General features: G+C 36.2%; 25 protein-coding genes. 23 read left to right on the top strand and 2 right to left on the bottom strand.

Features of this window, described 5'->3' with window-relative positions; all coding sequences use genetic code 11:
- The first annotated feature begins 16 nt into the window (after positions 1-16).
- The 4 genes from bsdcttw_RS15530 to bsdcttw_RS15515 all read left to right on the top strand — a co-directional run bounded on the left by bsdcttw_RS15530 (position 17) and on the right by bsdcttw_RS15515 (position 4310).
- Positions 17-919, top strand: a complete 903-nt coding sequence (locus tag bsdcttw_RS15530) for a sensor histidine kinase (RefSeq protein WP_185255757.1) — start codon at positions 17-19, stop codon at positions 917-919.
- Between the two features lie 19 nt (positions 920-938).
- Positions 939-2078, top strand: a complete 1140-nt coding sequence (gene hemW, locus bsdcttw_RS15525) for a radical SAM family heme chaperone HemW (protein WP_185255756.1) — start codon at positions 939-941, stop codon at positions 2076-2078.
- A gap of 352 nt (positions 2079-2430) precedes the next feature.
- Complete coding sequence (locus bsdcttw_RS15520; protein WP_185255755.1) at positions 2431-3387, top strand: helix-turn-helix domain-containing protein; 957 nt, start codon at positions 2431-2433, stop codon at positions 3385-3387.
- Positions 3369-4310, top strand: a complete 942-nt coding sequence (locus bsdcttw_RS15515; protein ID WP_185255754.1) for a helix-turn-helix domain-containing protein — start codon at positions 3369-3371, stop codon at positions 4308-4310. Before bsdcttw_RS15520 ends, bsdcttw_RS15515 begins: the two co-directional genes overlap by 19 nt.
- Positions 4311-4319: 9 nt before the next feature.
- On the opposite strand, the gene bsdcttw_RS15510 is transcribed toward bsdcttw_RS15515, so the two are convergent.
- A complete protein-coding gene (locus bsdcttw_RS15510; RefSeq protein ID WP_185255753.1) occupies positions 4320-4460 on the bottom strand; it encodes a hypothetical protein in 141 nt (46 codons plus the stop codon).
- Between the two features lie 630 nt (positions 4461-5090).
- Here bsdcttw_RS15510 and bsdcttw_RS25245 point away from each other — a divergent pair.
- From bsdcttw_RS25245 to thiI, 13 genes are all read left to right on the top strand, one after another.
- Positions 5091-5222, top strand: coding sequence for a hypothetical protein (locus tag bsdcttw_RS25245; RefSeq protein WP_269140604.1), 132 nt, complete (start codon positions 5091-5093; stop codon positions 5220-5222).
- 128 nt (positions 5223-5350) lie between these two features.
- Positions 5351-5506 (top strand): hypothetical protein, encoded by a 156-nt coding sequence (locus tag bsdcttw_RS15505; RefSeq protein WP_185255752.1) that lies wholly within the window; start codon positions 5351-5353, stop codon positions 5504-5506.
- Between the two features lie 22 nt (positions 5507-5528).
- Positions 5529-6827, top strand: coding sequence for a radical SAM/SPASM domain-containing protein (locus bsdcttw_RS15500; RefSeq protein WP_185255751.1), 1299 nt, complete (start codon positions 5529-5531; stop codon positions 6825-6827).
- Between the two features lie 3 nt (positions 6828-6830).
- Entirely contained in the window at positions 6831-7007 is a 177-nt protein-coding gene (locus bsdcttw_RS15495) for a hypothetical protein (RefSeq protein ID WP_185255750.1), read from the top strand.
- A gap of 25 nt (positions 7008-7032) precedes the next feature.
- The gene (locus bsdcttw_RS15490; protein WP_185255749.1) at positions 7033-8631 is read left to right on the top strand and encodes an ABC transporter transmembrane domain-containing protein; all 1599 of its coding nucleotides are present in this window, start codon (positions 7033-7035) and stop codon (positions 8629-8631) included.
- A gap of 656 nt (positions 8632-9287) precedes the next feature.
- Positions 9288-10319, top strand: coding sequence for a heat-inducible transcriptional repressor HrcA (gene hrcA, locus bsdcttw_RS15485; RefSeq protein WP_185255748.1), 1032 nt, complete (start codon positions 9288-9290; stop codon positions 10317-10319).
- A gap of 45 nt (positions 10320-10364) precedes the next feature.
- Positions 10365-11024: a nucleotide exchange factor GrpE gene (grpE, locus tag bsdcttw_RS15480; protein WP_185255747.1), complete on the top strand. Its 660-nt coding sequence runs from the start codon at positions 10365-10367 to the stop codon at positions 11022-11024.
- Positions 11025-11126: 102 nt separating this feature from the next.
- Positions 11127-12992 carry a molecular chaperone DnaK gene (dnaK, locus tag bsdcttw_RS15475; protein WP_185255746.1) on the top strand — a complete coding sequence of 622 codons (1866 nt, stop codon included), beginning with the start codon at positions 11127-11129 and terminating at the stop codon, positions 12990-12992.
- A 231-nt stretch (positions 12993-13223) separates the two neighbouring features.
- Positions 13224-14381 (top strand): molecular chaperone DnaJ, encoded by a 1158-nt coding sequence (gene dnaJ / locus bsdcttw_RS15470; RefSeq protein ID WP_185255745.1) that lies wholly within the window; start codon positions 13224-13226, stop codon positions 14379-14381.
- Between the two features lie 43 nt (positions 14382-14424).
- The gene (prmA, locus tag bsdcttw_RS15465; protein WP_185255744.1) at positions 14425-15378 is read left to right on the top strand and encodes a 50S ribosomal protein L11 methyltransferase; all 954 of its coding nucleotides are present in this window, start codon (positions 14425-14427) and stop codon (positions 15376-15378) included.
- Positions 15379-15407: 29 nt separating this feature from the next.
- On the top strand, positions 15408-16154 hold the full coding sequence (locus bsdcttw_RS15460; RefSeq protein ID WP_185255743.1) for a 16S rRNA (uracil(1498)-N(3))-methyltransferase: 747 nt from the start codon (positions 15408-15410) through the stop codon (positions 16152-16154).
- A gap of 117 nt (positions 16155-16271) precedes the next feature.
- Positions 16272-17432 carry a cysteine desulfurase family protein gene (locus bsdcttw_RS15455; protein ID WP_185255742.1) on the top strand — a complete coding sequence of 387 codons (1161 nt, stop codon included), beginning with the start codon at positions 16272-16274 and terminating at the stop codon, positions 17430-17432.
- Positions 17433-17497: 65 nt separating this feature from the next.
- Positions 17498-18673 carry a tRNA uracil 4-sulfurtransferase ThiI gene (thiI, locus tag bsdcttw_RS15450; protein ID WP_185255741.1) on the top strand — a complete coding sequence of 392 codons (1176 nt, stop codon included), beginning with the start codon at positions 17498-17500 and terminating at the stop codon, positions 18671-18673.
- A gap of 196 nt (positions 18674-18869) precedes the next feature.
- Here thiI and bsdcttw_RS15445 read toward each other — a convergent pair whose 3' ends face one another.
- Positions 18870-19103, bottom strand: coding sequence for an HPr family phosphocarrier protein (locus tag bsdcttw_RS15445; RefSeq protein ID WP_185255740.1), 234 nt, complete (start codon positions 19101-19103; stop codon positions 18870-18872).
- Positions 19104-19424: 321 nt separating this feature from the next.
- Between bsdcttw_RS15445 and mtaB the strand changes: the two genes are divergently transcribed.
- The 6 genes from mtaB (at position 19425) to bsdcttw_RS15415 (ending at position 24425) form a co-directional block, all read left to right on the top strand.
- On the top strand, positions 19425-20780 hold the full coding sequence (mtaB, locus tag bsdcttw_RS15440; RefSeq protein ID WP_185255739.1) for a tRNA (N(6)-L-threonylcarbamoyladenosine(37)-C(2))-methylthiotransferase MtaB: 1356 nt from the start codon (positions 19425-19427) through the stop codon (positions 20778-20780).
- Positions 20781-20853: 73 nt separating this feature from the next.
- Entirely contained in the window at positions 20854-21114 is a 261-nt protein-coding gene (locus bsdcttw_RS15435) for an IreB family regulatory phosphoprotein (RefSeq protein WP_185255738.1), read from the top strand.
- A 130-nt stretch (positions 21115-21244) separates the two neighbouring features.
- Positions 21245-21697 (top strand): Holliday junction resolvase RuvX, encoded by a 453-nt coding sequence (gene ruvX, locus bsdcttw_RS15430; protein ID WP_185255737.1) that lies wholly within the window; start codon positions 21245-21247, stop codon positions 21695-21697.
- Positions 21698-21751: 54 nt separating this feature from the next.
- Positions 21752-22027 carry a DUF1292 domain-containing protein gene (locus bsdcttw_RS15425; protein ID WP_185255736.1) on the top strand — a complete coding sequence of 92 codons (276 nt, stop codon included), beginning with the start codon at positions 21752-21754 and terminating at the stop codon, positions 22025-22027.
- A 172-nt stretch (positions 22028-22199) separates the two neighbouring features.
- Positions 22200-22664, top strand: a complete 465-nt coding sequence (locus tag bsdcttw_RS15420) for a Fur family transcriptional regulator (protein ID WP_185255735.1) — start codon at positions 22200-22202, stop codon at positions 22662-22664.
- An 87-nt stretch (positions 22665-22751) separates the two neighbouring features.
- Entirely contained in the window at positions 22752-24425 is a 1674-nt protein-coding gene (locus bsdcttw_RS15415) for a ribonuclease J (RefSeq protein WP_185255734.1), read from the top strand.
- The last annotated feature ends 58 nt before the right edge of the window (positions 24426-24483 follow it).

Raw genomic sequence — 24483 nt, 5'->3', positions numbered from 1 at the left:
GGAAGGGAGGGGGATTATGTTTTATATAGGTATTGGATTGGGTGTATTTGGCATCCTATCAATCATATCCCTTTTATTACTTCTAAAGGCAATCAGGGATGTCTTTAAGCAGATGGATGAGATAGAAGAACAGCCGGAAGAAAACAGAGAGTTAAAGAATCCTGTTACCAGCCGTAGTCTGGAGAAGCTTCTGGTACGTATCAATCGTATTTATCAATCCAGACAGCAGGAAAGAATCCTTTTATTAAGAAGGGAAAAAGGGATTCGCAGAGAGATTGAGAATGTTTCGCATGACCTGCGAACTCCTTTAACTTCCATTATTGGTTATCTGGATTTAATACAGGATAAAGATACGGGAGAAGAGGAGAAAAGAGAATATCTGGAGATAATAGGGAAGCGAGCAAGAGGATTAAAGAATCTAATAGACAACTTCTATGAACTCTCCCGCCTGGAAGGTGAGAATTATCCGGTAACACTGACAACAGTTCCGCTGCAGCCTCTTATAAAAGAGATAATACTATCTTTTTACCGGGAATTTGAAGAAAGAGGAATACAGGTAGCGGTTAAACTGGAGGAGGTAGAACGTATTACAGTAGCCGACCGGCTGCAGTTAAGCAGAATAATAATAAATTTGATACAGAATGCAACAAAATACAGCCGCAGTTTTTTCGAAATTGAACAAGTTAGTAAAGACGGACTCTGCAGTATTTATTTTCGTAATGACCATAAGGGCATGAAGGAAGAAGAAATGCAATTGATTTTTAACAGGTTCTATACCGGAGATACTGTACGAAGTAATCGGAGTTCCGGTCTGGGGCTTACAATAGCAAAAATATTGGCGGAAAAGCAAAAGGCACAAATTCATGCCTCCTTGGAGGGTGATGTATTTGTTATTGAATTGCAGTTGAACATTTTATGAAAGGGAAGGAGAAACATTATTGAAAGACACGCGTAACTTAGGTTTATATCTGCATATTCCCTTTTGTGAAAGAAAATGTCTTTATTGTGATTTTCTTTCTGCCGCTGCTGATACTTCTACAAAAGATAATTATGTAGAGGCTCTCATGAAAGAAATTAACAGTTATAAAGAAATGGCATCGAAATATTCTGTTAAGACAATATTTATTGGTGGTGGTACACCCACAAGCCTGAATGCGGATAGCATTATTCGAATTATGGAAAAAGTAAAGGATACCTTCCTTATAAGCTGCAACGCAGAGATTACCATAGAAATGAATCCGGGGACAATAGACAGAGAGAAGCTCCTGGCCATCAGACATTCTGGCATCAATCGTATCAGCATGGGACTTCAGTCAGCTGATAATAAGGAGCTAAAGCTCCTTGGAAGGATTCATACCTATGAGACTTTTCTGGAAAACTATTCTCTTGCCAGAGAACTTGGGTTTGACAATATCAACATTGATCTAATGTCTTCCTTACCGGAGCAAAGCCTTGATAAATGGATGAAAACTTTAGAAAAGGTTACTGATTTGAATCCGGAACATATTTCTGCTTACAGCCTGATATTAGAAGAAGGAACACCTTTCTATCAAAAATATAGTTCCATTCCAATTGATGAAGAACTGGACAGACAAATGTATTGGGAAACAGAAAATTATCTAAAGAGCAAGGGATATGAACATTATGAAGTATCCAATTATGCAAAAAAGGCAAAAGAATGCAGACATAATAATTCTTACTGGGTGAGAGAGAATTATCTCGGACTTGGATTAGGTGCTTCCTCTATGATAGAGAATACCAGATTTCGAAAGGAAGATAACTTAAAAGAATATATAAAAAATGCAGGTAATCATGTTTTGACAGATAAAGAGATTGAGAAGCTTTCTATAAACCAACAGATGGAGGAATTTATGTTTTTAGGACTCCGGCTCATGGAAGGAGTCAGCAAAGCTGTATTTGAAAGGACATTTCAAATCCCAATGGATAATATCTATAAGGAAGAACTGGAACGTTCAATCCGCGAGGAACTACTGCAGGAGAAGGAAGGCAGAGTATATCTGACAAATAGGGGAATAGATTTAAGCAATACGGTAATGGCAAGATTTTTACTTGAATAAAGTTGCCAGAAAGTTAGTATGGCAAGTACAAAAAACCATAAAAAGCAAGGCTTTTTTATGGTTTTTTCTGCTATGTAAAAACGTAAAGATAAAGCAATAAAAACACTAAGCTTTAGTAAAAAATATGAAATTAAAGGAAAAAACTTGACATAATAAAAAAATAGCGATACTATTACAATAGTTAGCGCTCTTGAATATATAAATGCGGTTAAACATTTATTTTAAAAAGTTCTTTAGATTATCTGAATAGTCTATCTATATGTTATTAAATTCCTACTGCAAATTTGCGCTATCATTAAGCCATTAATATCCCAATCTAGTTACGAATATTATTTTACGCAGGGAGAATAATATGATTTTTAATGAGAATGAAACGTTTAAAAATAAAATTGGATTTGCAATTCAATATTTTCGCCAAAAAAATAAGTTATCACAAAGCGCTTTGTGTAAAGGGGTATGTTCTGTATCAGCTCTATCCAGGATTGAAGCGGGTGAACGGGAAGCTGATGCATTACTATTGGAAGTCCTGCTAGAGCGAATGGGTAAAACAACAGATAAATTTGAATTAATTTTAACAGATTCCGATTATGTATCATTTCAGAAGCGGCAGGAAATTAAACGTTTAATTCATAATAACGATTTAGTAGGAGCAGCCGAGCAGCTAGATTTATATCAGCTAATTAATCAGGCAAAAGGCAATGTACATAAACAATTTATAACTAGAACAGAGTCGAAAATAAATGAATTGAAAGGAGGAGCAATTGAAAAATCAATTGATCTATTAACAAAAGCTGTTACATATACTGTTCCGGATTTTAGAACAAATGGTTTCAACGAATATTTACTAAGCAGTTCGGAACTCGATATTATTATAGATATTGCAATAAAATACTCTTTTATTGGGGCATCAGCTAAGGCAAAGGATATATTGTTTCAAATACTAGAGTATTTGGATATGCGTAAATATATGGAAGCCATGAATAATCTATATCCAAAAGTGTCAATTATCTTGTGTAGGTTATTAAATCAGACAATTGATTTTGACAAAATTATCGAGATATGCTCGAAGGGTCTGAAAAAAGATAAAAGCAACCTGAAATTGGAGTATAAAGGTGAATTATTACTGATAAAAGCACAGACTAGGGAATTTATGATAAAGAGAGAAAACATGCAACTGAAAATGGTAAAGGAATATCTAAAATATTATCTTGAGGCATACTATATCTTTGATATATGTGGGAATACTACAAAAACTGATTATATTAAAAGATATTTAAAGGAGGAGAATGCGTGGGAATATATCGATTAGGAGATATTATTCGAATGACCAGAAAATCTCTTTCAATTACACAGGAACAATTGTGTGATGGAATTTGCTCGGTAGAAACATTGTCCCGTGTTGAAAATGGAAGGCAGATTCCGGGTAAGGATGTTTATGAATTGCTTATGGAGCGTTTGGGACGCAGCCGGGAAAGAGCATATTCTATGCTTTCCATTTCAGATTATTGTATATTTGAGAAGATGAAACTGTTCTCTGATTACATAGAAAGGTACGATTATTTCAGGGCGGAGAAGGTATTAAATCTTTTAAAAAGGTCATTAGGAGATTCGATTATGGATAAGCAATTTTTAATGAGGGGAGAAAATATTATTAATTACCGACTAAATCGAATTAGTGCAGAAGAATTCCTGCAGGGATTGGAAAAGTCTATTTTGTTAACAATTCCCCAATATGGCAAAATTTCATTATCAGACTGGCCATTAAATTATCAAGAGACAGTTTTGCTGCTTAATATATCTTCTGCTCTTGCACAGAATAATCGATATGATAAAGCAATTGCAATACTTGAAGAAGTTAGTAATTTTATGAGGCAAAGTTATGTGGATGAGGAACAAAAAATAATCTTACAGGCAAAAATTTTAAGTAATCTCTCAAAATGGTATGGTTTGATTAAGAAGCACGATAAAGCAATTGAGATTGCCATGGAGGGTATAAATTTTTGTAAAAAGTATAATCTTGGTAATGTACTGCCCAATCTATTATATAGTATAGTATGGAATAAAGAGCAGCTAATTAGAATGGGCAAATTACCGCTTGAAAATAAGACAGAATGTTTTAAATATCTTAGACAAGCATATTATATTGCAGGTGTTATGCAGCAAAAGTTAATTCAACAATTTTTATTGGATCATATTAATAAATATTATGGAAGCTGCAAGTTGCTTGATTAATTTGCTTATTTAATCTTTTTCAGGCATGTCATTTAATATATGAAAGCCATTGTCTGTAGTTGCTGCCGGATTTAGTGGAGCATTAAAAATTACAAGATTTAGAGTTACTATAATTAATATGATTGTTAAAGCATTTTTTATGGGACTCATTTTTTAACCCTCCTTTCATAGAATTAAGTATACTAAGTTTATTTTCTAATGACCATGTCGTATATGGAGAATATTGTATAATAGAATAAGAATTATAAAGACCATGCCAAGGTTTGAAAAATGATAATATTTTCCAAACTCGACATGGTCTTTTTTATTTTGGTGAGGTAATATGTAATCAGCAAAGTATATATATGTTAGTAATGATACTAAAAGATGAATATTATTAAAGATGAATTTTAAATAATTTATGATGGTGCCAAATTATTATTGGGCCTTCATATAAAACTTATTAGAAAGGAGTGATACTGATGGATTTTTTAGTAAAAAGCAATCAATCATTTGTAACTACTGCATCAAGTTCCTGTCCTTATGATTTTGCATGTCCCAAATTAAGCTGTGGCGTTAATTGTCCTACATTATCTACCGGATGTATGATTAAATTAAGTTAAATTTAACAAAATAGGAGAAAATAATGGATTATTTAGTGTTAAAGAACAAAGAAAATACCGTATCAGCTATGTGTATTGTTAATGTATGCGGTGCCAACTGTAGTATATTAACAACCGGATGTATTATTAAGTTTTAATAATTTTATACTTATCCAATCAAAAGAGAGGAGGATAACATATGGATTTTCTGGTAAAGAATAACAATGCATCTATATTAGCTTCAGGATGCAGCACCAACATAAGCTGCCCGCCATTAAGTTGCGGAGTTAACTGCGGATCATTAACCACCGGTTGTATGATTAAACTATAAAATTATTAATATAATTAGTTAATCCATAGTATCTAAGTGGATTAACTAATTATATATAAAATATTTATAAGATCTATAAGTATCAATTTAGCATAAACATATCAATTATATATTGAAAGGGGATTCGTATGGATTATTTAGTAAAAAGTGATGAGAACCATTCCAAAGTTGAGCCGATGGTAATATGTGGAGTGGATGCCTGTTTAATAAATGGCATATGCGGTGTTGTTGCATGTGGCATTAATCTGTTTTGTCCAATTAATGCATGTGTTGCAAATGCATAACAATGATGGGAGATTACTATAAATGAAGCAATCAAAATACAATTTCTTTTATGATTTTCCGGATCAGGAAGAGAAGAAATTGGCGTATAATGCATTAACTAATTCATTGGCTTTAATGGATCAAGAACATTATACACAATATTATAATTTTGCCAGCAATAATATAACCATAGAGGATGAAAAGTTTATCGATGATTTGAAAATGGGAGGTTATATCATTGAGGATGAAATGGATGAGTTAAAGTTATTAGAACTTCAGCTTTTCCAGAACCGGTTTAACCGTTCAGTACTTGGGTTAACGATTGCAGTAACGGCTGACTGTAATTTTCGATGTACTTATTGTTATGAAAAAAACAGCATCGAAAATACAAAAATGAATCAAGATGTACAGGATAATATTATTCAGCTGATTACAGATCAGGCAAATGGATTAAAAGTTTTAGCAGTTACCTGGTATGGCGGTGAACCTTTATTAATGATTAATGTGATACGGGATTTATCAGAACGTATTCAAAAGATCTGTGATGAAAATCAAATTACCTATTTTGCGTATATGGTTACCAACGGATACTTGTTAACCCGTGAGATTGCTTTGGACTTAAAAGATAAGCTTAATATCCAGGGGATGCAGATAACATTAGATGGGCCAGAAGATATACATAACAAGCGAAGGCCATTAGCGGGAGGGCAGGGTACATTTCAGAAAATTCTGAATAATTTAAAAGAAAACATAGATGTTCTTCCGTCCGTATCAATACGAATTAACACAGATATTGATAATCAGGATAGAATCAGTGAAGTGTTTCAAGTATTAAAAGATAATGATTTGGCTGAGAAAGTGAATGTTTATCTGGGGCATGTGGAAGCACTGAATGATGGGTATGTTACCTGCAAATGCTTGACACCGGAAGGATTTTCACAGGCATATTATGATTTTATGAAAGAAAATAAACTGGATATCAAGAAGCTGTATCCTAGGAGATTTACAAACTACTGTGGTGCTGATGCTGTAAATTCCTTTGTAGTAGGTGCTGATGGAAACTTGTATAAATGCTGGAATGATATAGGAATCCAGGAAAAATTAATTGGAAAGCTTCCTATGGAAGGTGTTGTTGACAACTTTAAACTATATTCGGATTACTTGCTATATGACCCTACCAAGGATGAACGTTGTACTGAATGTAAACTACTTCCTGTTTGTATGGGAGGATGTCCGAACAGAAGACTCCTTGGAGTGGAAAATTGTAATCATACAAAGTATGTTCTGGAAGAATATCTACAAGCATGTGCGCATAGTATAATTGAAGAAAGGATGGGGTAATTAATGGACTTTTTGGTACTTTTTAATAACTGGAATAGGATGATGGCTAAGAAAAATTTAGATCCCAAGGTTCTAAGCTGCTGGATTAATGTTCCTAACCCGGGTGTATGCGTTGTTGATGTACATGATAGCTGCACTCAAAAGGATCCTGACGGGGGCTGCGCAATTCAAATTGGATAGAATAATAAAACTTATAGGATGCTATTTGAAAAAATATGCATCCTTATTTACCTTATTTATTAGTACAAGTATTACTGTATGGGGAATTTCAATTCTGATGCCTTTTGTTTCCGGAAGATTAATAGATGTATTAGTTTCTGACAGTCATAAAAGCAGAGTTTATCAATATGTGGCTATTGTAGCTGTTATGAATATAATTAATTTGGTGGTTCAATACTTTGTTGACTTATCGATTACAAAACTTAACGGTAAAATTGCTTTTGATTTAAGTTATCACGTTTATAAAAATATAAAGAAAGCACCTCTTTCTTTTTTTGAAAATGCAGATTCCGTTTATTTAAGTACAAGGATTAATGAAGATAGTAATTGTATCATTAATTTTTTTGTAAGAAATTGTGTTAGTTTCATAACCAATATCCTGACAATATTCTTTGGATTTATTATGATATTTCAAATCAGTCCTGTTATTACTATCTTATTTATTGTAATCATGATAGCCTATATTATTATCTATAAGGCCTTTCGCCAGCCTTTATATCAATCTAACTTTACTTTGATAGAAAAAAGAAATCAGTATTTTTCAGTTATGACGGAACAATTTAAATTGATTAAGTATATAAAATTAAATTCCTTATTCAGTATATTTGATGAGAACCTTATAAAAAGATTTAAAGATGTATTTAATACCGTAATGAACAATTTTCGTTTGAATTACTTATTTTCCAATCTGGCAGCAGGTGTACTGGTATTAGCAAATATTATTATAATCTTTTTTGGTGGGATTAAGGTAATAAATAAAGAAATGACAATAGGAAATTTTACTATATTAAGTACATATTTTAATCTGGTGCTTACTGCAGTTCATTATTTTATTGAATATAGTAAGTCATATCAGCAGACCTTAGTATCTGTTAAACGAATGGAACAAATGAATGAGGTTACAACGGAACATAATGGTTCTATCAGGACAGATGGAATTGAGTTTATCAGTGTACAAAATCTAGATTTCAAGTTTGAACATCAGAAAAAACTGATACAAAATCTATCCTGCACAATGACTAAAGGAAATATTTATTGTATATATGGAAGCAATGGAAGTGGAAAGTCAACTTTTCTTAATATTATAGCCAATCTGTATAACAGTTATCAGGGAAATATATTTATTAATTCTTATAATATTAAGGAAATGGATATGTATTATCTTAGAGAATGCAATATGGCTTATTCCGATCAAGCGGTTACAATGGTTAGAGGAAGTATCTATGAGAATTTGACATATGGGTTAAATAATCAGGAAAAATTAAGAGAAAAAGTTATTTATTGGTGTAAACGATTTAATTTGTATGATAAGATAATAAGTATGCCGGATGGCTTTGAAAGTGATATAGCAGCTGATTATATTACATTGTCCGGCGGAGAAAAAGCTAAAATATCGTTTATAAGAGCACTTGTTAAAGATACACCGATTCTTATCTTAGATGAGCCAACAGCAGCTTTTGATAAAGAAAGTGTGACAATTTTAAAGGAATGTCTGCTGGAGATAAAATCAGGTAAAATCATTCTGCTTATTACCCATGATCAAAGTATTGCTGATATTGCAGATGAAATAATTCAGATTGGTTAGAAAGCTGATTCCAGTGATAAAGTACTCACAAGGCTTCAGAACCTGCCTACAGGGTGGTTTTGAAGCCATTTTCCTAATACAAAGATGTAAATGAAAAGGGGATATAGTCATGTACAAACATTAGTAAAACTTGACAATGTAAAAAAATAGCGATACTATTGCAATAGTAAGTATACTATGAGGAGGCTCTAATGGTAGTAACGTTAATTTTGTCTGTAATGGAAACAGTGATAGCAGTTGCTATAGCAGTATTGCTAATTTATTTGATTGTATTGTCTATATGTGCATTAAAGATATATATAAGGAAGAATAAATAAACTGGCAAGGAAAAATCAAGATGTTAAACCTGAGTTATTCAGTACATTGTCATAAGAAGACACAGTCATTACACATCAGATATATAGTTCAAATGAACTTATAGGATAGAATAATTAATTGGATTTTGGCAGATACGAAAAGAGTGTATGAAACAATAGATTATTTTATTTGAGACCTAAGCAAAGTCCTAAAAATATACATTAAAAAAGCGAATAAAATCCTTTATAAAATTCGAAAATAGCACTTGACAAAATAAATGTTAAGTGCTATTTTATGTATAAAGATATTAGCACTCTATTCGAGTGAGTGCTAACAATCAAAAAGGCAGGAGGGATTCAATGGAACTGGACGAAAGAAAATTGAAGATATTACAAGCTATTATCCGCAATTATCTGGAGACTGGTGAGCCGGTGGGTTCAAGAACAATATCCAAGTACACCGATTTGAATCTCAGTTCAGCCACCATACGAAACGAGATGGCAGATTTAGAGGAGTTAGGCTATATTATTCAGCCCCATACCTCTGCCGGACGTATTCCTTCCGATAAAGGTTACCGATTATATGTAGATACTTTGCTGGAAGAGAAAACTCATGAAGTGGAAGATATGAAGGAACTCATATTAGAGAAAGCAGATAAGCTGGACCATTTACTGAAGCAGGTAGCAAGACTTTTGGCAGATAATACCAACTATACTACTTTGGTTACGAAACCAAAGTACCGAAGTAAAAAAGTGAAGTTTATCCAGCTGACCGAAGTGGATGATACTCATATCTTAGCTGTAATACTGATTGAGGGTAATGTTGTTAAGAATAAGATTATTGAAGTGACAGATTGCCTTGACAAAGAGATTATATTAAAGCTTAATATTGTTTTTAATACTTTCCTTCAGGGCCTTGATTTGGCTGAGATTACCATGTCCCTTATACAGAAGATGAAAGAACAGGCAGGCAATTATAACAGACTTGTAAGTAATATCTTGGATGCGGTGGCAGAAGCCATCAGTGAGGAAGAAGAAGTAGAAATCTATACCAGCGGTGCTACCAATATCCTTAAATATCCGGAACTAAACAATGTAGATAAGGTTATGGAGCTAATTGATACCCTGGAAGAAAAGGAACAATTGTCTGAAATTATTAACCATAACGTAGATACTTCTGAATCCGGTGACATTCAGGTATATATCGGAAGCGAGACACCTGTTCAGGCAATGAAAGATTGTTCTGTTGTAACCGCTACCTATGAGATAGAAGAAGGCGTTTATGGAAAGATTGGTATTATTGGACCAAAACGTATGGATTATGAAAGAGTTGTAAATATATTGCATACCCTAATGGGGCAATTGGATGATATATTTAAGAAGAAAACCTAAGAGAAGGAAAGGTGGTTTAAGTAAGTGGAAGATAATATAAATTCAATGGATGAAACCATTAAGGATCAGGAAACAAATACTGAGGAAACAAAAACTGAGGAAACAAAAACGGAAAATGATGAAGCTGCTTCCGGCTCCGCTTTTGAAGAATCTGACATAGAGATGACAGAAGATACGGAGGAAGATGATACCGAAGAAACTTCCGAAGAGGATTCAAAAGATGGTCAGAAAAAATCCTTTTTCCGAAAGGAAAAAAAGGAAAAGAAAGATAAAAAAGATTTAAAGATTGATGAATTGAATGACAGGCTGATTCGTAACATGGCAGAGTTTGATAATTTCAGAAAACGTTCTGAAAGAGAAAAAGCTCAAATGTTTGAAATCGGAGCAAGGGATATCATTGAGAAGATTCTGCCGGTTATCGATAATTTCGAGAGAGGTCTTGGAGCGATAACGGAAGAGGAGAGAGAAAGTGCTTTTGCACAGGGGATTGAAAAAATCTATAAGCAGATGTTTACTGCTTTATCCGATGCAGGTCTTAAGCCTATTGATGCTGTTGGAAAACCTTTTGATCCGAATTTCCATAATGCCGTAATGCATGCAGAAGACCCTGAACAGGGAGAGAATTTGGTTGCGGAAGAGTTCCAGAAGGGTTATATGTACAGAGATACCGTAATCAGACATAGTATGGTCAAGGTAGTAAACTAAAGTAAATTGCTTATCTAAGCGAATCACACAGATTCACTTTCATAATAGAAAGATTAACAAACATAAAAATCAAACACTTATTAATAGAAGGAGGAATAAATCATGGGTAAAATTATTGGAATCGATTTAGGTACCACAAACTCATGTGTTGCAGTTATGGAAGGCGGTAAACCCGTCGTAATCGCAAATACCGAAGGAGTAAGAACAACTCCCTCCGTAGTAGCTTTCACAAAAACAGGAGAAAGATTAGTTGGTGAGTCTGCTAAACGTCAGGCTGTTACCAATTCAGATAAAACAATTTCTTCTATCAAAAGACATATGGGAACCGACTACAAAGTTTCTATTGATGACAAGAAATACACCCCTCAGGAAATCTCTGCTATGATTCTTCAGAAGTTAAAAGCTGACGCAGAAAGCTATTTAGGTGAGAAGGTAACAGAAGCTGTTATTACAGTACCTGCATATTTTAATGATGCTCAGAGACAGGCAACAAAAGATGCCGGTAAGATTGCCGGACTTGATGTTAAGAGAATTATCAACGAGCCTACTGCAGCAGCACTTGCTTATGGTCTTGATAACGAGCATGAGCAGAAAATCATGGTATACGATTTAGGCGGTGGTACTTTCGATGTTTCCATTATCGAAATCGGTGATGGCGTTATCGAAGTATTAGCTACATCCGGTGATAATAGATTAGGTGGTGATGATTTCGATGAAAGAATCACCAGATATATGATTGATGAGTTCAAGAAAACAGAAGGCGTTGATTTAAGTCTTGATAAGATGGCTCTTCAGAGATTAAAAGAAGCTGCTGAAAAGGCGAAGAAGGAATTATCTTCTGCTACTACAACAAATATTAACCTGCCATTTATCACAGCAACTGCAGATGGTCCTAAGCACTTTGACTTAAACTTAACTAGAGCTAAATTTGATGAGTTAACACATGATCTGGTAGAAAGAACCACAGTTCCTGTTCAAAACGCATTAAGAGATGCAGGTCTTTCTGCTTCCGACCTTAAGAAGGTACTTTTAGTAGGTGGTTCTACCCGTACTCCTGCTGTTCAGGATAAGGTAAGACAGTTAACAGGTCAGGAACCTTCCAAAACATTAAATCCTGATGAATGTGTTGCTATCGGTGCTTCCATTCAGGGTGGTAAATTAGCCGGTGATGCCGGTGCAGGAGATATCCTTCTTCTGGATGTAACTCCTCTGTCCTTAAGTATTGAAACAATGGGCGGTGTAGCTACCAGATTAATTGAAAGAAATACAACAATTCCTACCAAGAAGAGCCAGGTATTCTCAACAGCTGCCGATAACCAGAGCGCAGTTGATATCAATGTTGTACAGGGTGAAAGACAATTTGCAAAAGATAACAAGAGCCTTGGACAATTCCGTCTGGATGGAATTCCGCCGGCAAGAAGAGGTGTTCCTCAGATCGAAGTAACATTTGATATTGATGCCAATGGTATCTTAAATGTTTCTGCAAAAGATTTGGGAACCGGAAGAGAACAGCACATTACTATTACAGGTGGCTCCAACCTTTCCGATTCCGATATCGATAAGGCAGTAAAAGAAGCTGCTGAATATGAAGCACAGGATAAGAAACGTAAGGAAGCCGTAGAAGTAAGAAATGATGCAGATTCCATGGTATTCCAGACAGAGAAGGCCTTATCAGAAGTAGGCGATAAGATTAATTCTGATGATAAGACAAAGGTAGAAGGCGATTTAAATCACTTAAAGGATTTAATCCAAAAATCCAATCCGGAAGTCATGTCTGAAGGTGAAGTTGCTGATATCAAAGCTGCCAAAGAGAAATTAATGGAAAGCGCTCAGGCTTTATTTGCTAAACTGTATGAGCAGTCTCAGGGCGGTCCTGCACCGGATATGTCAGGAGCTGGGGGTGCTGCAGGTAATACAGGAAGCACTTACGGTGATGATGTAGTTGATGGTGACTACAGAGAAGTATAAGTTTTTGCTTGACGATTATAAGATAATTCATTAAAATATGATTTGACTTGTCGAATCGGGCAAAATGCAGATAAACTATAGTAGGCAGTCGCAAGACTGCCTACTTGGCAGTTGAAAGACTGCCTACTTGGCAGTTGAAGGATTGCCTACTTCTCAATGCAGAGATTAAGCTAGTGTAGTACTGCGGGCAGGATTGCAGTACCCTAAGGGTTTAGGAGGATAGATTATATTATGGCAGATAAACGTGATTATTATGAAGTGCTGGGAGTGTCTAAAACTGCAGGTGATGATGAAATAAAGAAAGCTTATAGACAGCTTGCTAAGAAATATCACCCAGATGCCAATCCGGGGGATAAAGAGGCTGAAGTTAAATTTAAAGAGGCTTCTGAGGCATATGCTGTTTTAAGTGATGCTGAAAAGAGAAGACAGTATGACCAGTTCGGACATTCTGCATTTGATGGCGGAGCCGGCGGAGCTGGTGGATTTGACTTTACAAATATGGATATGAGTGATATCTTCGGGGATATTTTCGGAGATTTATTTGGCGGCGGCAGAAGCAGAAGAGCCAGTAATGGCCCCATGAAAGGACCCAATGTCCGTGCCGGAGTCAGAATTACCTTTGAAGAGGCGGTAACCGGAACCGATAAGGAACTGGATGTAAATCTTAAAGAAGAATGTACTACCTGTAACGGTACCGGAGCTAAACCCGGAACCAGTACCGAGACCTGTAAGAAATGCGGCGGTAAGGGTCAGGTGGTATATACACAGCAGTCACTTTTTGGAATGGTACGAAATGTACAGACTTGTCCGGATTGCGGCGGAAGCGGAAAAGTAATAAAGGATAAATGTACTGTCTGCTATGGAAGCGGATATGTAACAAGAAAGAAAAAGATACAGGTTTCCATTCCAGCAGGTATTGACAACGGACAGAGCATACGAATCAGGGAAAAAGGAGAACCGGGTACTAACGGCGGAGAACGCGGAGATTTGTTAGTAGAGGTAACAGTATCACGTCATCCGATATTCCAGAGACAGGAATATGACATCTTTTCTACTGCACCTATTTCTTACGCGAAAGCTGCTTTAGGCGGAGATGTTAAGATCAGTACTGTGGATGGAGATGTATTATATAATGTAAAGCCCGGAACTCAGACAGATACCAAGGTAAGACTTCGTGGAAAAGGTGTTCCGACACTGCGTAATAAGCAGGTCAGAGGTGATCATTATGTAACTCTCGTGGTACAGGTTCCGACAAAGTTATCTGCAGAGCAAAAAGAATTACTGCAGAGATTTGATGAAGCCATGGAAGGCAAAGTGGAAGTTGAAAGTCACGAGAATGATAAAGAGAAAGAGAAAGGCAAAAGAAAGCTTTTCGGTAAAGATAAATAGATAATACGATAAAGGGCATACAGGAAAAGTCAGGAGATAAGGGATGAAATGGGTAAAGCTTACGCTTAAGACCGTAACAGATGCAGTAGAGCTGATAAGTGACATGTTAATCGAATTAGGGATTGAAGGAATTGAAATTAAAGATAATGTGCCGATAACCGAGAGAGAAAAGAAAGAATTATTCATAGATATTCTGCCGGAACTTGATACGAATAACAAGGAGGCATTTATCAGCTTTTATCTGAATGAACAGGATAATACAGATGAAGTCATTCATTCCGTAAAAGAAGGACTGAAAGAATTGTCACAGTTCGTAGATACAGGTTCCGGTGATATTGAAATCTCCGTTACCGAGGATACAGATTGGATTAACAACTGGAAAGCCTATTTCAAGCCTTTTCGCTTGGAGGATAACATCGTAATAAAGCCTACCTGGGAAGAGCTGACAGATAAAAAGGAAGGGGATATTGTGATCGAACTGGACCCCGGAACAGCTTTTGGAACCGGAGCTCACGAGACAACAAAACTATGTATTCTGGCCTTAAAGAAGTATTTGACACCTGACATGGAAGTGTTGGATGTTGGCAGCGGCAGCGGTATATTATCTATTATAGCGTCAAAGCTTGGTGCTAAGAAAGTTCTTGGCACGGATATTGATCCCCATGCAGTTGAAGCGTCCAGAGAAAATGTAGAGGTTAATAAAATATCGGAGGACAAGGTAACCTTTTTTAGCGGTGATATCATCTCTGATGATGTCTTGAAAGAAACGGTAGGATTTCAAAAATATGATATAGCCGTAGCAAACATACTGGCGGATATCATTATTCCTCTGTCCGGAAAAATTGGTGTGCACTTAAAACCAGGCGGACTCTTTATCAGTTCCGGTATCATAAATACCAAGAAGGAACAGGTCTTATCAGCTGTTATCGCAAATGGTTTTGAAGTAATAGCAGTAGAAGAGATGGGTGACTGGGTATCTGTCATAGCCAAAAAATAAATGATAAATGAATGAAAGGTTAAGACAGTATGCACCGTTTTTATATAGTAAACAATCAGGTACAGGATGGTACGATCCATCTTACCGGAGAAGATGTCAACCACATAAAAAATGTACTTCGAATGAGAATCGGCGAAAAAGCTATACTTTGCAACCAGGAAGGAAAAGACTATTACTGCAGTGTACTTGACATTCGCAGTGATAGCGTGATATTCTCCATAGAAGAAGAAAAAAACAGTGATACCGAATTAAAGGGGAAAATTTTCCTCTTTCAAGGTCTGCCCAAAAAGGATAAAATGGAATTGATTATACAAAAAGCAGTAGAGCTTGGCGTGTATGAAATTATTCCGGTAATGACAAGCAGAACCATAGTTAAATTGGAAGATGCGAAAAAGGAACAGAAGAAACTGGAGAGATGGCAGGCCATATCCGTCAGCGCCGCAAAACAGTCAGGCAGAGGTATTATACCAAGGGTTACTGAAGTCTACAGCTTTAAAGAGGCCCTGGAATATGCGAATAAATTAGATAAGAAATTGCTGCCCTATGAAAATGAAAAAGGAATGTTGTTTACCAGGGAAGTAATTGAACAGATAAATCCGGCAGACAGTGTCGGTGTATTTATTGGCCCCGAGGGAGGCTTTGAGGAAAGAGAAGTACAGGAAGCAAGTAAGTACGGTTTTGTTCCGATTACCTTGGGGAAGAGGATTTTAAGGACTGAAACCGCAGGCTTAACAGCGCTTTCTCTCCTGATGTTTAAAATGGAAAGTGGAATTTGAGAATTCGGAGTGCTTACATTCTCCGACCAGGGTGGATTATCTTTATAGACGATTTATTTATCGGAAAGCTTGTGTTTTCGCGATAGAAAGCCTTTGCTAGATGAAAAGAGGAAAGTTATGGATATATATTTAGACAATGCGGCAACTACTAGACCTTATGATTCCGTCAGGAGTATCATTAGTGAAACTCTGGAGCTGGAATACGGTAATCCATCCTCCATGCACGGCATGGGTGTGAAAGCCGAAAGGTATGTAAAAGAAGCGGCGGAAGTGATAGCAAGGAGCCTAAAAGCGGAGACAAAGGAGATAATCTTTACCTCCGGCGGAACAGAAAGCAATAATCTGGCTATTATAGGTACGGCACTTGCTCGTAAAAGGGCAGGTAACCATATCATTACTACAGTGATAGAGCATCCTTCAGTACATAATCCTTTGATCTTTTTAGAGGAGAATGGATACCGGGTAAGCTACATACCTGTAGATTCCTTGGGAAGAGTAAAGGAAGAAGAACTTCTGGAGGCAGTTTGTGAGGATACCATACTGGTTTCTCTTATGTATGTCAATAATGAGGTGGGTTCCGTTCAGCCCATCAGTGAACTAAGCCGTAAGATTAAAGAAAAAAATTCTTCTGTTTATATTCATGCTGATGCCATTCAAGGTTTTGGCAAATACCGCATATACCCGGCAAGAGAGGGAATTGACCTTCTGTCTGCCAGCGGGCATAAGATTCATGGTCCAAAGGGTATAGGCTTTTTGTATGTAAACAGCAAGGTTAAAATAAAACCCCTTATTTTTGGGGGAGGACAGCAAAAAGGAATGCGTTCCGGTACAGAAAATGTTCCGGGAATAGCGGGACTTGGACAAGCAGTGAAAGAAAGCTTCAATAGCTATGAGGATAGAATCAATCAGCTATACGAAATAAAAGAATATTTTATCAATCTCCTTGGAGAAATTGAAGGTACTTATGTGAATTGCATTGGGGAGAATATCAGAGAAACAGCTCCGCATATAGTAAGTGTCAGCTTTGATGGAATTAAAAGCGAGGTACTGTTACATGCCCTTGAAGAGAAAGGAATCTATGTTTCTGCAGGTTCAGCCTGTGCTTCCAACCATCCGGGACTTAGCGGCACTTTAAAAGCTGTTGGAATTCGAAAGGATCTGCTTGATTCTACCCTTCGATTCAGTTTTTCTGTATATACTACAAAGGATGAGATTGTACAGGCAGTAGAAAGTTTAAAACAGCTGGTTCCTGCTCTGCGCAGATACAGCAGAAGATAAACGGATAGTTAGATAAAGGTTTATAAAATAAAAATAATAATTTTAATGTAAAGAAAGAGGATGGCATGTACAAAGCATTTTTGATAAAATATGCAGAGATTGGCATAAAGGGTAAAAACAGATATATATTTGAAAATGCCTTAAGGGATCAGATAAAGAATGCCTTAAGAGACCTTGGAAATTATCTGGTAACAAAGGAACAGGGAAGACTTTATATCGAATGCCCCGATGATTACGATTATGACGAAACGGTAGAAGCGTTAAAGAGGGTTTTCGGAATAGCCTGGATATGCCCGGTTATGATTATAGATACCATTGACTGGGAAGAACTCAAAACAGAAGTTGGAAATTACGTTGAGGAAAGATATCCTGACAGACATTTCACCTTTAAGATGGAGGCTAAGCGTGCAGATAAAAGTTATCCTCTTACTACTCCAGAGATGTGTATGGATATGGGAGGTTATCTGTTAGACCGCTTTGAGGAACTGAAGGTGGATGTTCATAATCCTCAGGTTCGTATTATGATAGAAGTACGAACCCGTTCTTATGTATATTCTGAGGTAATAGCTGGCCCTGGTGGTATGCCGGTGGGAACAAGCGGAAAAGCTATGCTTTTACTTTCCGGTGGAATAGACAGCCCTGTTGCCGGATATATGATATCGAAAAGAGGGGTTTCTATTGATGCGGTTTATTTCCATGCACCTCCCTATACCAGTGAACGTGCAAAACAAAAGGTTGTAGATCTGGCTAAGCTGATTTCGCGTTATACTGGCCCTATAAAGCTTCATGTAATTAATTTTACGGATATCCAGCTCTACATTTATGAGAAATGCCCTCATGAAGAACTTACTATTATTATGAGAAGATATATGATGCGTATTGCACAGACCATCGCAGAAGAGTCCGGTTGTCTGGGATTAATAACCGGAGAGAGTATCGGACAGGTTGCAAGCCAAACTCTTCACAGCCTGGCATCTACGAATGAAGTCTGCACTATGCCGGTATATCGTCCTCTGATTGCTTTTGATAAACAGGACATAGTGGCTATTTCAGAAAAAATTAACACTTATGAGACCTCTATTCTGCCCTATGAAGACTGTTGCACTATATTTGTTGCAAAGCACCCTGTAACAAAGCCTAATTTAAAGGTTATACGCCATTCTGAAAGGCTTTTGGAAGAAAAGATTGAAGAATTAACGAAAACAGCATTAGAAACAAAAGAAGAAATTATGATTATGTAATCGGTAAAGCAAAGTATTGGAATCAGGGAGATATCACTGGGGTATGAAGGTAGATAACAAGGAATTACGTCTAATTCATATTAAGGTGATATTTCCTGTTAAATTCAAAGGAATTATTTGTAACGGGCACAAAAAAAGAGGATACAATTATGTATCCCCATTAAGTAACTTTTGGTCTTTCGGTATCCAACTTGAATTATTCAACGATGTAAGGGCTTAAGATACTAAGAATCTTTTCTACGCTCTCTTCGCTATGGATATTTAAATCAATGGGCTTGGATAAATCCAAACTGAAAATACCCATAATTGATTTAGCATCGATTACGTATCTACCGGATACTAAATCAAAATCAGAATCAAACTTTGTTACATCATTTACAAAGGATTTAACCTTATCAATTGAATTAAGAGAGATTTTAACAGTTTTCATTATAACTCCTCCTTTATTATGGATTTTGCTGAGATAATGTTTTGTATATTTCAGAGTCAGTAACTCATCACCAAATGTATCACTACCTCTGGGTTGGTATCTTTATCTCTGAGATATTTTGTATATCTCATTTACACATATATACTACAATTTCGGGTTTTAAAAGTCAATATACAAAGTAGATAAAAAAAAGCATGGACAAGGACACATTGCACGAAAGAACCGCTTGTATGAGGGTCTTGTGCCTGGTTTGTCTGAAAATGATACGGTGAAGAGCAGTCTCAAGATATTCAGAAACTCTGAGCCATAGAAGGGATATAGATGGATATTCAGAATAATTGGAATTTAGATAATAAAACAGTAGCATTTCTAACACTGGGATGTAAAGTAAATTCATATGAAACAGAAGGAATCAAGAAACTATTTGAAGAAGATGGTTTTCAGGTAGTAGAATTTCATGATAGAGCAGATGTATATGTTGTGAATACCTGCACCGTTACGAATATAGCTGACCGTAAATCGCGCCAGATGCTACATAAAGCCAGGAAAATGAATGAAAATGCGATAGTAATGGCTGTTGGATGTTATGCTCAGGCAGCGGGAGAACAACTAAAGGAAGATGAAGCTATTGATATAGTGGTAGGAAATAACAGAAAAAAAGATATTATTGAGATATTAAAAGCGTATGTAAATGACAATACTATAGATAGTATCATTGATGTATCAGTACCTTTGGAGTTTGAAGAATTCGAAATTCTTGATATCTCTGAAAAAACAAGAGCGTATATCAAAATACAGGATGGTTGTAACCAGTTTTGCTCCTACTGCATCATACCCTACGCCAGGGGAAGAGTCAGAAGCAGAAAAACGGAATCGATTCTGAAGGAAGCCGGCAGTCTTGTGGAAAAAGGTTATAAAGAAGTAGTTCTGACGGGAATTCATCTTTCCTCCTACGGGATTGATTTTGATAACAGTACAATTGCTGAAAATCATCACCTGCTTGAATTGATAAAGTGCCTTGACGGATTGGAAGGACTGGAGAGAATAAGACTTGGTTCATTGGAACCGAGAATCATTACCGAAGATTTTGTTAAGGGACTCAGCGAACTGCGAACATTCTGCCCTCACTTTCATTTATCTCTGCAAAGCGGCTGTGATGCAACTTTAGTGAGGATGAACCGCAAATACACAACGAAGGATTACTATAATAGATGCTCCCTGATTCGAAGCTACTTTAAAAATCCGGCTATAACTACAGATGTTATTGTTGGTTTTCCGGGAGAAACGGAAGAGGAATTTGAACAGACAAGAGAATTTCTCAGGAAGATAAATTTCTCACAGATGCACATTTTTAAATTTTCTCCCAGGAAAGGTACCAAAGCCGCTCTTATGCCGGAACAGGTTAAAGAAGAGAAAAAAGCGGAGCGCAGTAATATACTGATTTCTTTGTCGGAAGAAATGAGAAAGGAATATAGAACACTTTTCCTTGGTAATACCGAAAAACTATTAGTGGAAGAAGAAATTGAAATTGATGGTATAAAGTATCAGGTTGGTCATAATGAAAGGTATTTAAAACTAGCAGTAAAGTCAGAAGAAAACCTGTCAAATAAAATACTTTTTGTGACAGTGAAGGAAGTTCTTAACAAAGAAATGATGATTTGTGAAAGTATGGATTGAAATTTGCTCCATTTTATATTAATATATAGTTAAATACATTGTGCGAAACAGTATCAGCAAAGGACGTGAAGTTATGCAGGAGATAGATAATACACAATTTTTTAAGGTTCAAAAGGAAAATGAGATATCCGTGCGAGAGATAATATCGACCGTATATACAGCCATGACGGAGAAGGGCTATAATCCGGTAAATCAAATAGTGGGATATATCATGTCTGGAGACCCTACCTACATAACAAACCATAAAGGTGCCAGGAGCTTGATTATGAAGGTAGAACGTGATGAAATTCTGGAACAATTACTGAACGATTACATTGACCGAAATCTGAAATAAATATCAGAAGTCCGTATTTTTTTGTATGAAATAATGTATGTATAATTTTTTATGTAACAGGAATACCATATTTTGGTATGTGCGAAAGGAGTTATTATACGGATTTTTGGTATAATAGAATTTATACTGTATGAGAATTATGGGATTGGATTATGGCTCTGTAACAGTAGGAGTCGCAATCAGTGATGAGCTGTTAATTACAGCACAAGGTATTGAAACAATAAATCGTAAGCAGGAAAACAAATTAAGACAAACTCTGGCTAGAATAGAAGAGTTGATTAAGGAATACAATGTTGACCGTATTGTGTTAGGATATCCTAAGAACATGAATAATACGATTGGAGAGCGGGCAGTTAAATCAGAAGAATTCAAAGAAATGCTGGAAAGAAGAACCGGACTTCCCGTAATATTATGGGATGAAAGACTTACCACAGCAGCAGCCAGCCAGACCTTAATACTAGGGAATGTCAGAAGAGAGGACAGAAAAGCTGTTGTTGATAAATTAGCAGCAGTGTTGATTCTTCAAGGCTATTTGGATTATTTGAGCAATCAAGCTAAATTTAATTTACCGTCAAAAGAGTAGGAAAAAAATAAAGAGCATTTTTCCTACCATACTGAGGTTAGTATGGAGGTTAGGATGGAAGAACAGAAGAATCAGGTAACCTTTATTACAGATGATAATGAAGAAGTTACATTTCAAGTGATTGAGCAGACTAAATTGAATGGATATACCTATTTACTTGTTACCGATTCACAGGGTGAAGGAGATGACGGAGTAGCATATATTTTAAAGGATATGTCAGCTGAAGGAGATGAGTCCTCCTTATATACACTTGTCGAAGAGGAAGAAGAACTGAATCTCATAGCAGATATATTTGAAGAACTCTTAGAGGATATTGAGTTCGAATCATAATTTGAAGGATTATTAAAGGTATTTATCAACAAGATGCTAATGCGGCATCTGTTAATTAAGAAAAATAAAAGAAATAATATGTAATGAAGCGATATATAGGTGCAAATATTTAGTTAGATTATAGGGTTTCAGCGATATTGTTACTTATCATGGAAGCGGAAGGTGATTGGAAATGCCTGATAAAAAAGATCGGTTTAAAATGCTGTTAAAAGAAAAGGGCCTTAAGGTTACCACGCAGCGAGTTGATATTTTGGAAGCTTTGGAAATTAGGCCGGATAAGCATTTAACAGCTGAAGAAATTTACGAAATTGTGAAAGAAAAGAATCCAGATATTGGTTTAGCAACAGTATACAGAACGATACAGTTATTAGCCGAGTTAAATCTGATTGACAAATTAAATTTGGGAGACGGATATGTCCGATACGAAATCGGAAATATGGATGAGGAACAGAAAACACATCATCATCACCATCACTTGATTTGTTTAGGCTGTGGAAATGTACTGACATTTCAGGGAGATCTCTTAGATACTCTGGAAGGGCAGATACAAAAGACCATGGGATTTGAAGTAGTTGATCACGAGGTGAAGATGTACGGTTATTGTAAAGACTGTGCAGCTGAAAGAGGAAAGGAGTAATCCTGAAAATTAAATCTAATTAAATACTCTGTGCACTTTAAATAGAATGGACTTTATTACATAATTAAACCATTGGAGGTGCATTGTTTGAAAGAAGAAAATACAAATAAAAAGGGAGTAAAAATAATCCCTTTAGGCGGTCTTGAGCAAATAGGAATGAATATTACTGCCTTTGAATATGAGGATAGTATTATTGTAGTAGATTGCGGTTTATCATTTCCCGAGGATGATATGCTTGGAATTGATTTGGTAATACCGGATGTTACTTATTTGAAAGACAACATAAGCAAGGTAAAAGGATTTGTAATAACCCATGGCCACGAAGATCATATAGGATCATTACCTTACGTATTAAAGGATGTTAACGTACCGATTTATGCGACCAAGCTTACAATAGGCATTATTGAAAATAAATTAAAAGAGCATAATCTGTTAAAGTCAACAAAGAGAAAAGTTATAAAATATGGACAGTCCATTAATCTTGGTTGTTTTCGTATCGAATTTATCCGTACGAATCACAGTATTGCAGATGCGGCATCCCTTGCAATTTTTACACCGGCAGGCATTATTGTTCACACCGGTGACTTTAAGGTAGATTATACACCAGTATTCGGAAGTACTATTGACTTGCCTCGCTTTGCAGAACTTGGCAAAAAGGGCGTTTTAGCACTTATGTGTGAAAGTACTAATGTGGAGAGACCAGGTTATACCATGTCTGAACGGACAGTAGGTAAGACCTTTGATAATATTTTTGCTGAGAATTCCAAAAACCGTATCATTGTAGCAACGTTTGCTTCCAACGTAGATCGTATACAGCAGATTGTTAACTCTGCTGAAAAGTATGATCGAAAGGTAGTTATTGAAGGCAGAAGCATGGTAAATATCATTACTACTGCTTCAGAGCTTGGTTATATCACCATTCCGAATAATTTGCTGATTGATATTGAACAGATGAAGAATTATCCGGATGAAAGGATTGTATTAATTACTACCGGAAGTCAGGGAGAAGTGATGGCAGCACTTCCCAGAATGGCTGCTTCCATTCATAAGAAAGTATCTATTAAACCGGGTGATACAGTAATATTTAGTTCAACACCGATTCCCGGCAATGAAAAATCGGTATTTAAAGTAATAAATGATTTATCTATGAAAGGCGCGAAAGTAATTTTTCAGGATACCCACGTATCCGGTCATGCCTGCCAGGAGGAAATCAAGTTAATCTACGCACTCACCAAACCGAAGTATGCAATACCTATCCACGGTGAATACAGGCATTTGATTAAGCATAAGGAACTGGCTCAGACTATGGGAGTTCAAAAAGATAATGTCTTTGTTATATCCTCAGGAGATGTACTTGAATTATCTGAGGAGAAAGCAGGCGTAGTTGGTAAAGTGCCTGCTCAGGGAATCTTTGTAGATGGCCTTGGTGTCGGGGATGTTGGGAATATTGTTCTTCGCGACAGACAGCATCTGTCTGAGAACGGATTATTAATTGTTGTAGTTACCTTAGAGAAATATACCAACCAGGTTCTTGCAGGTCCTGATATTGTATCAAGAGGTTTTGTATACGTCAGAGAATCAGAGAATCTTATGGATGAAGCCAGAAATGTTGTAAGCGATGCTTTAGAAAAATGCTTAAGCAAAAATACGACGGACTGGGGCAAGATGAAGAATGAAATCAAAGATTCTTTAAGTGATTACTTATGGAAAAAGACAAAACGTAATCCGATGATACTACCCATTATTATGGAAGTAAACTAAGAAATCTGAAGGAAAGTAAGTTGTAATTAGGCAGTCTCTTTCGTTGCTCACAGCTTAT

This window comes from Anaerocolumna chitinilytica (assembly GCF_014218355.1).
Taxonomy (GTDB): Bacteria; Bacillota; Clostridia; order Lachnospirales; family Lachnospiraceae; genus Anaerocolumna; species Anaerocolumna chitinilytica.
This window is presented reverse-complemented; position numbering and strand designations above follow the sequence as displayed.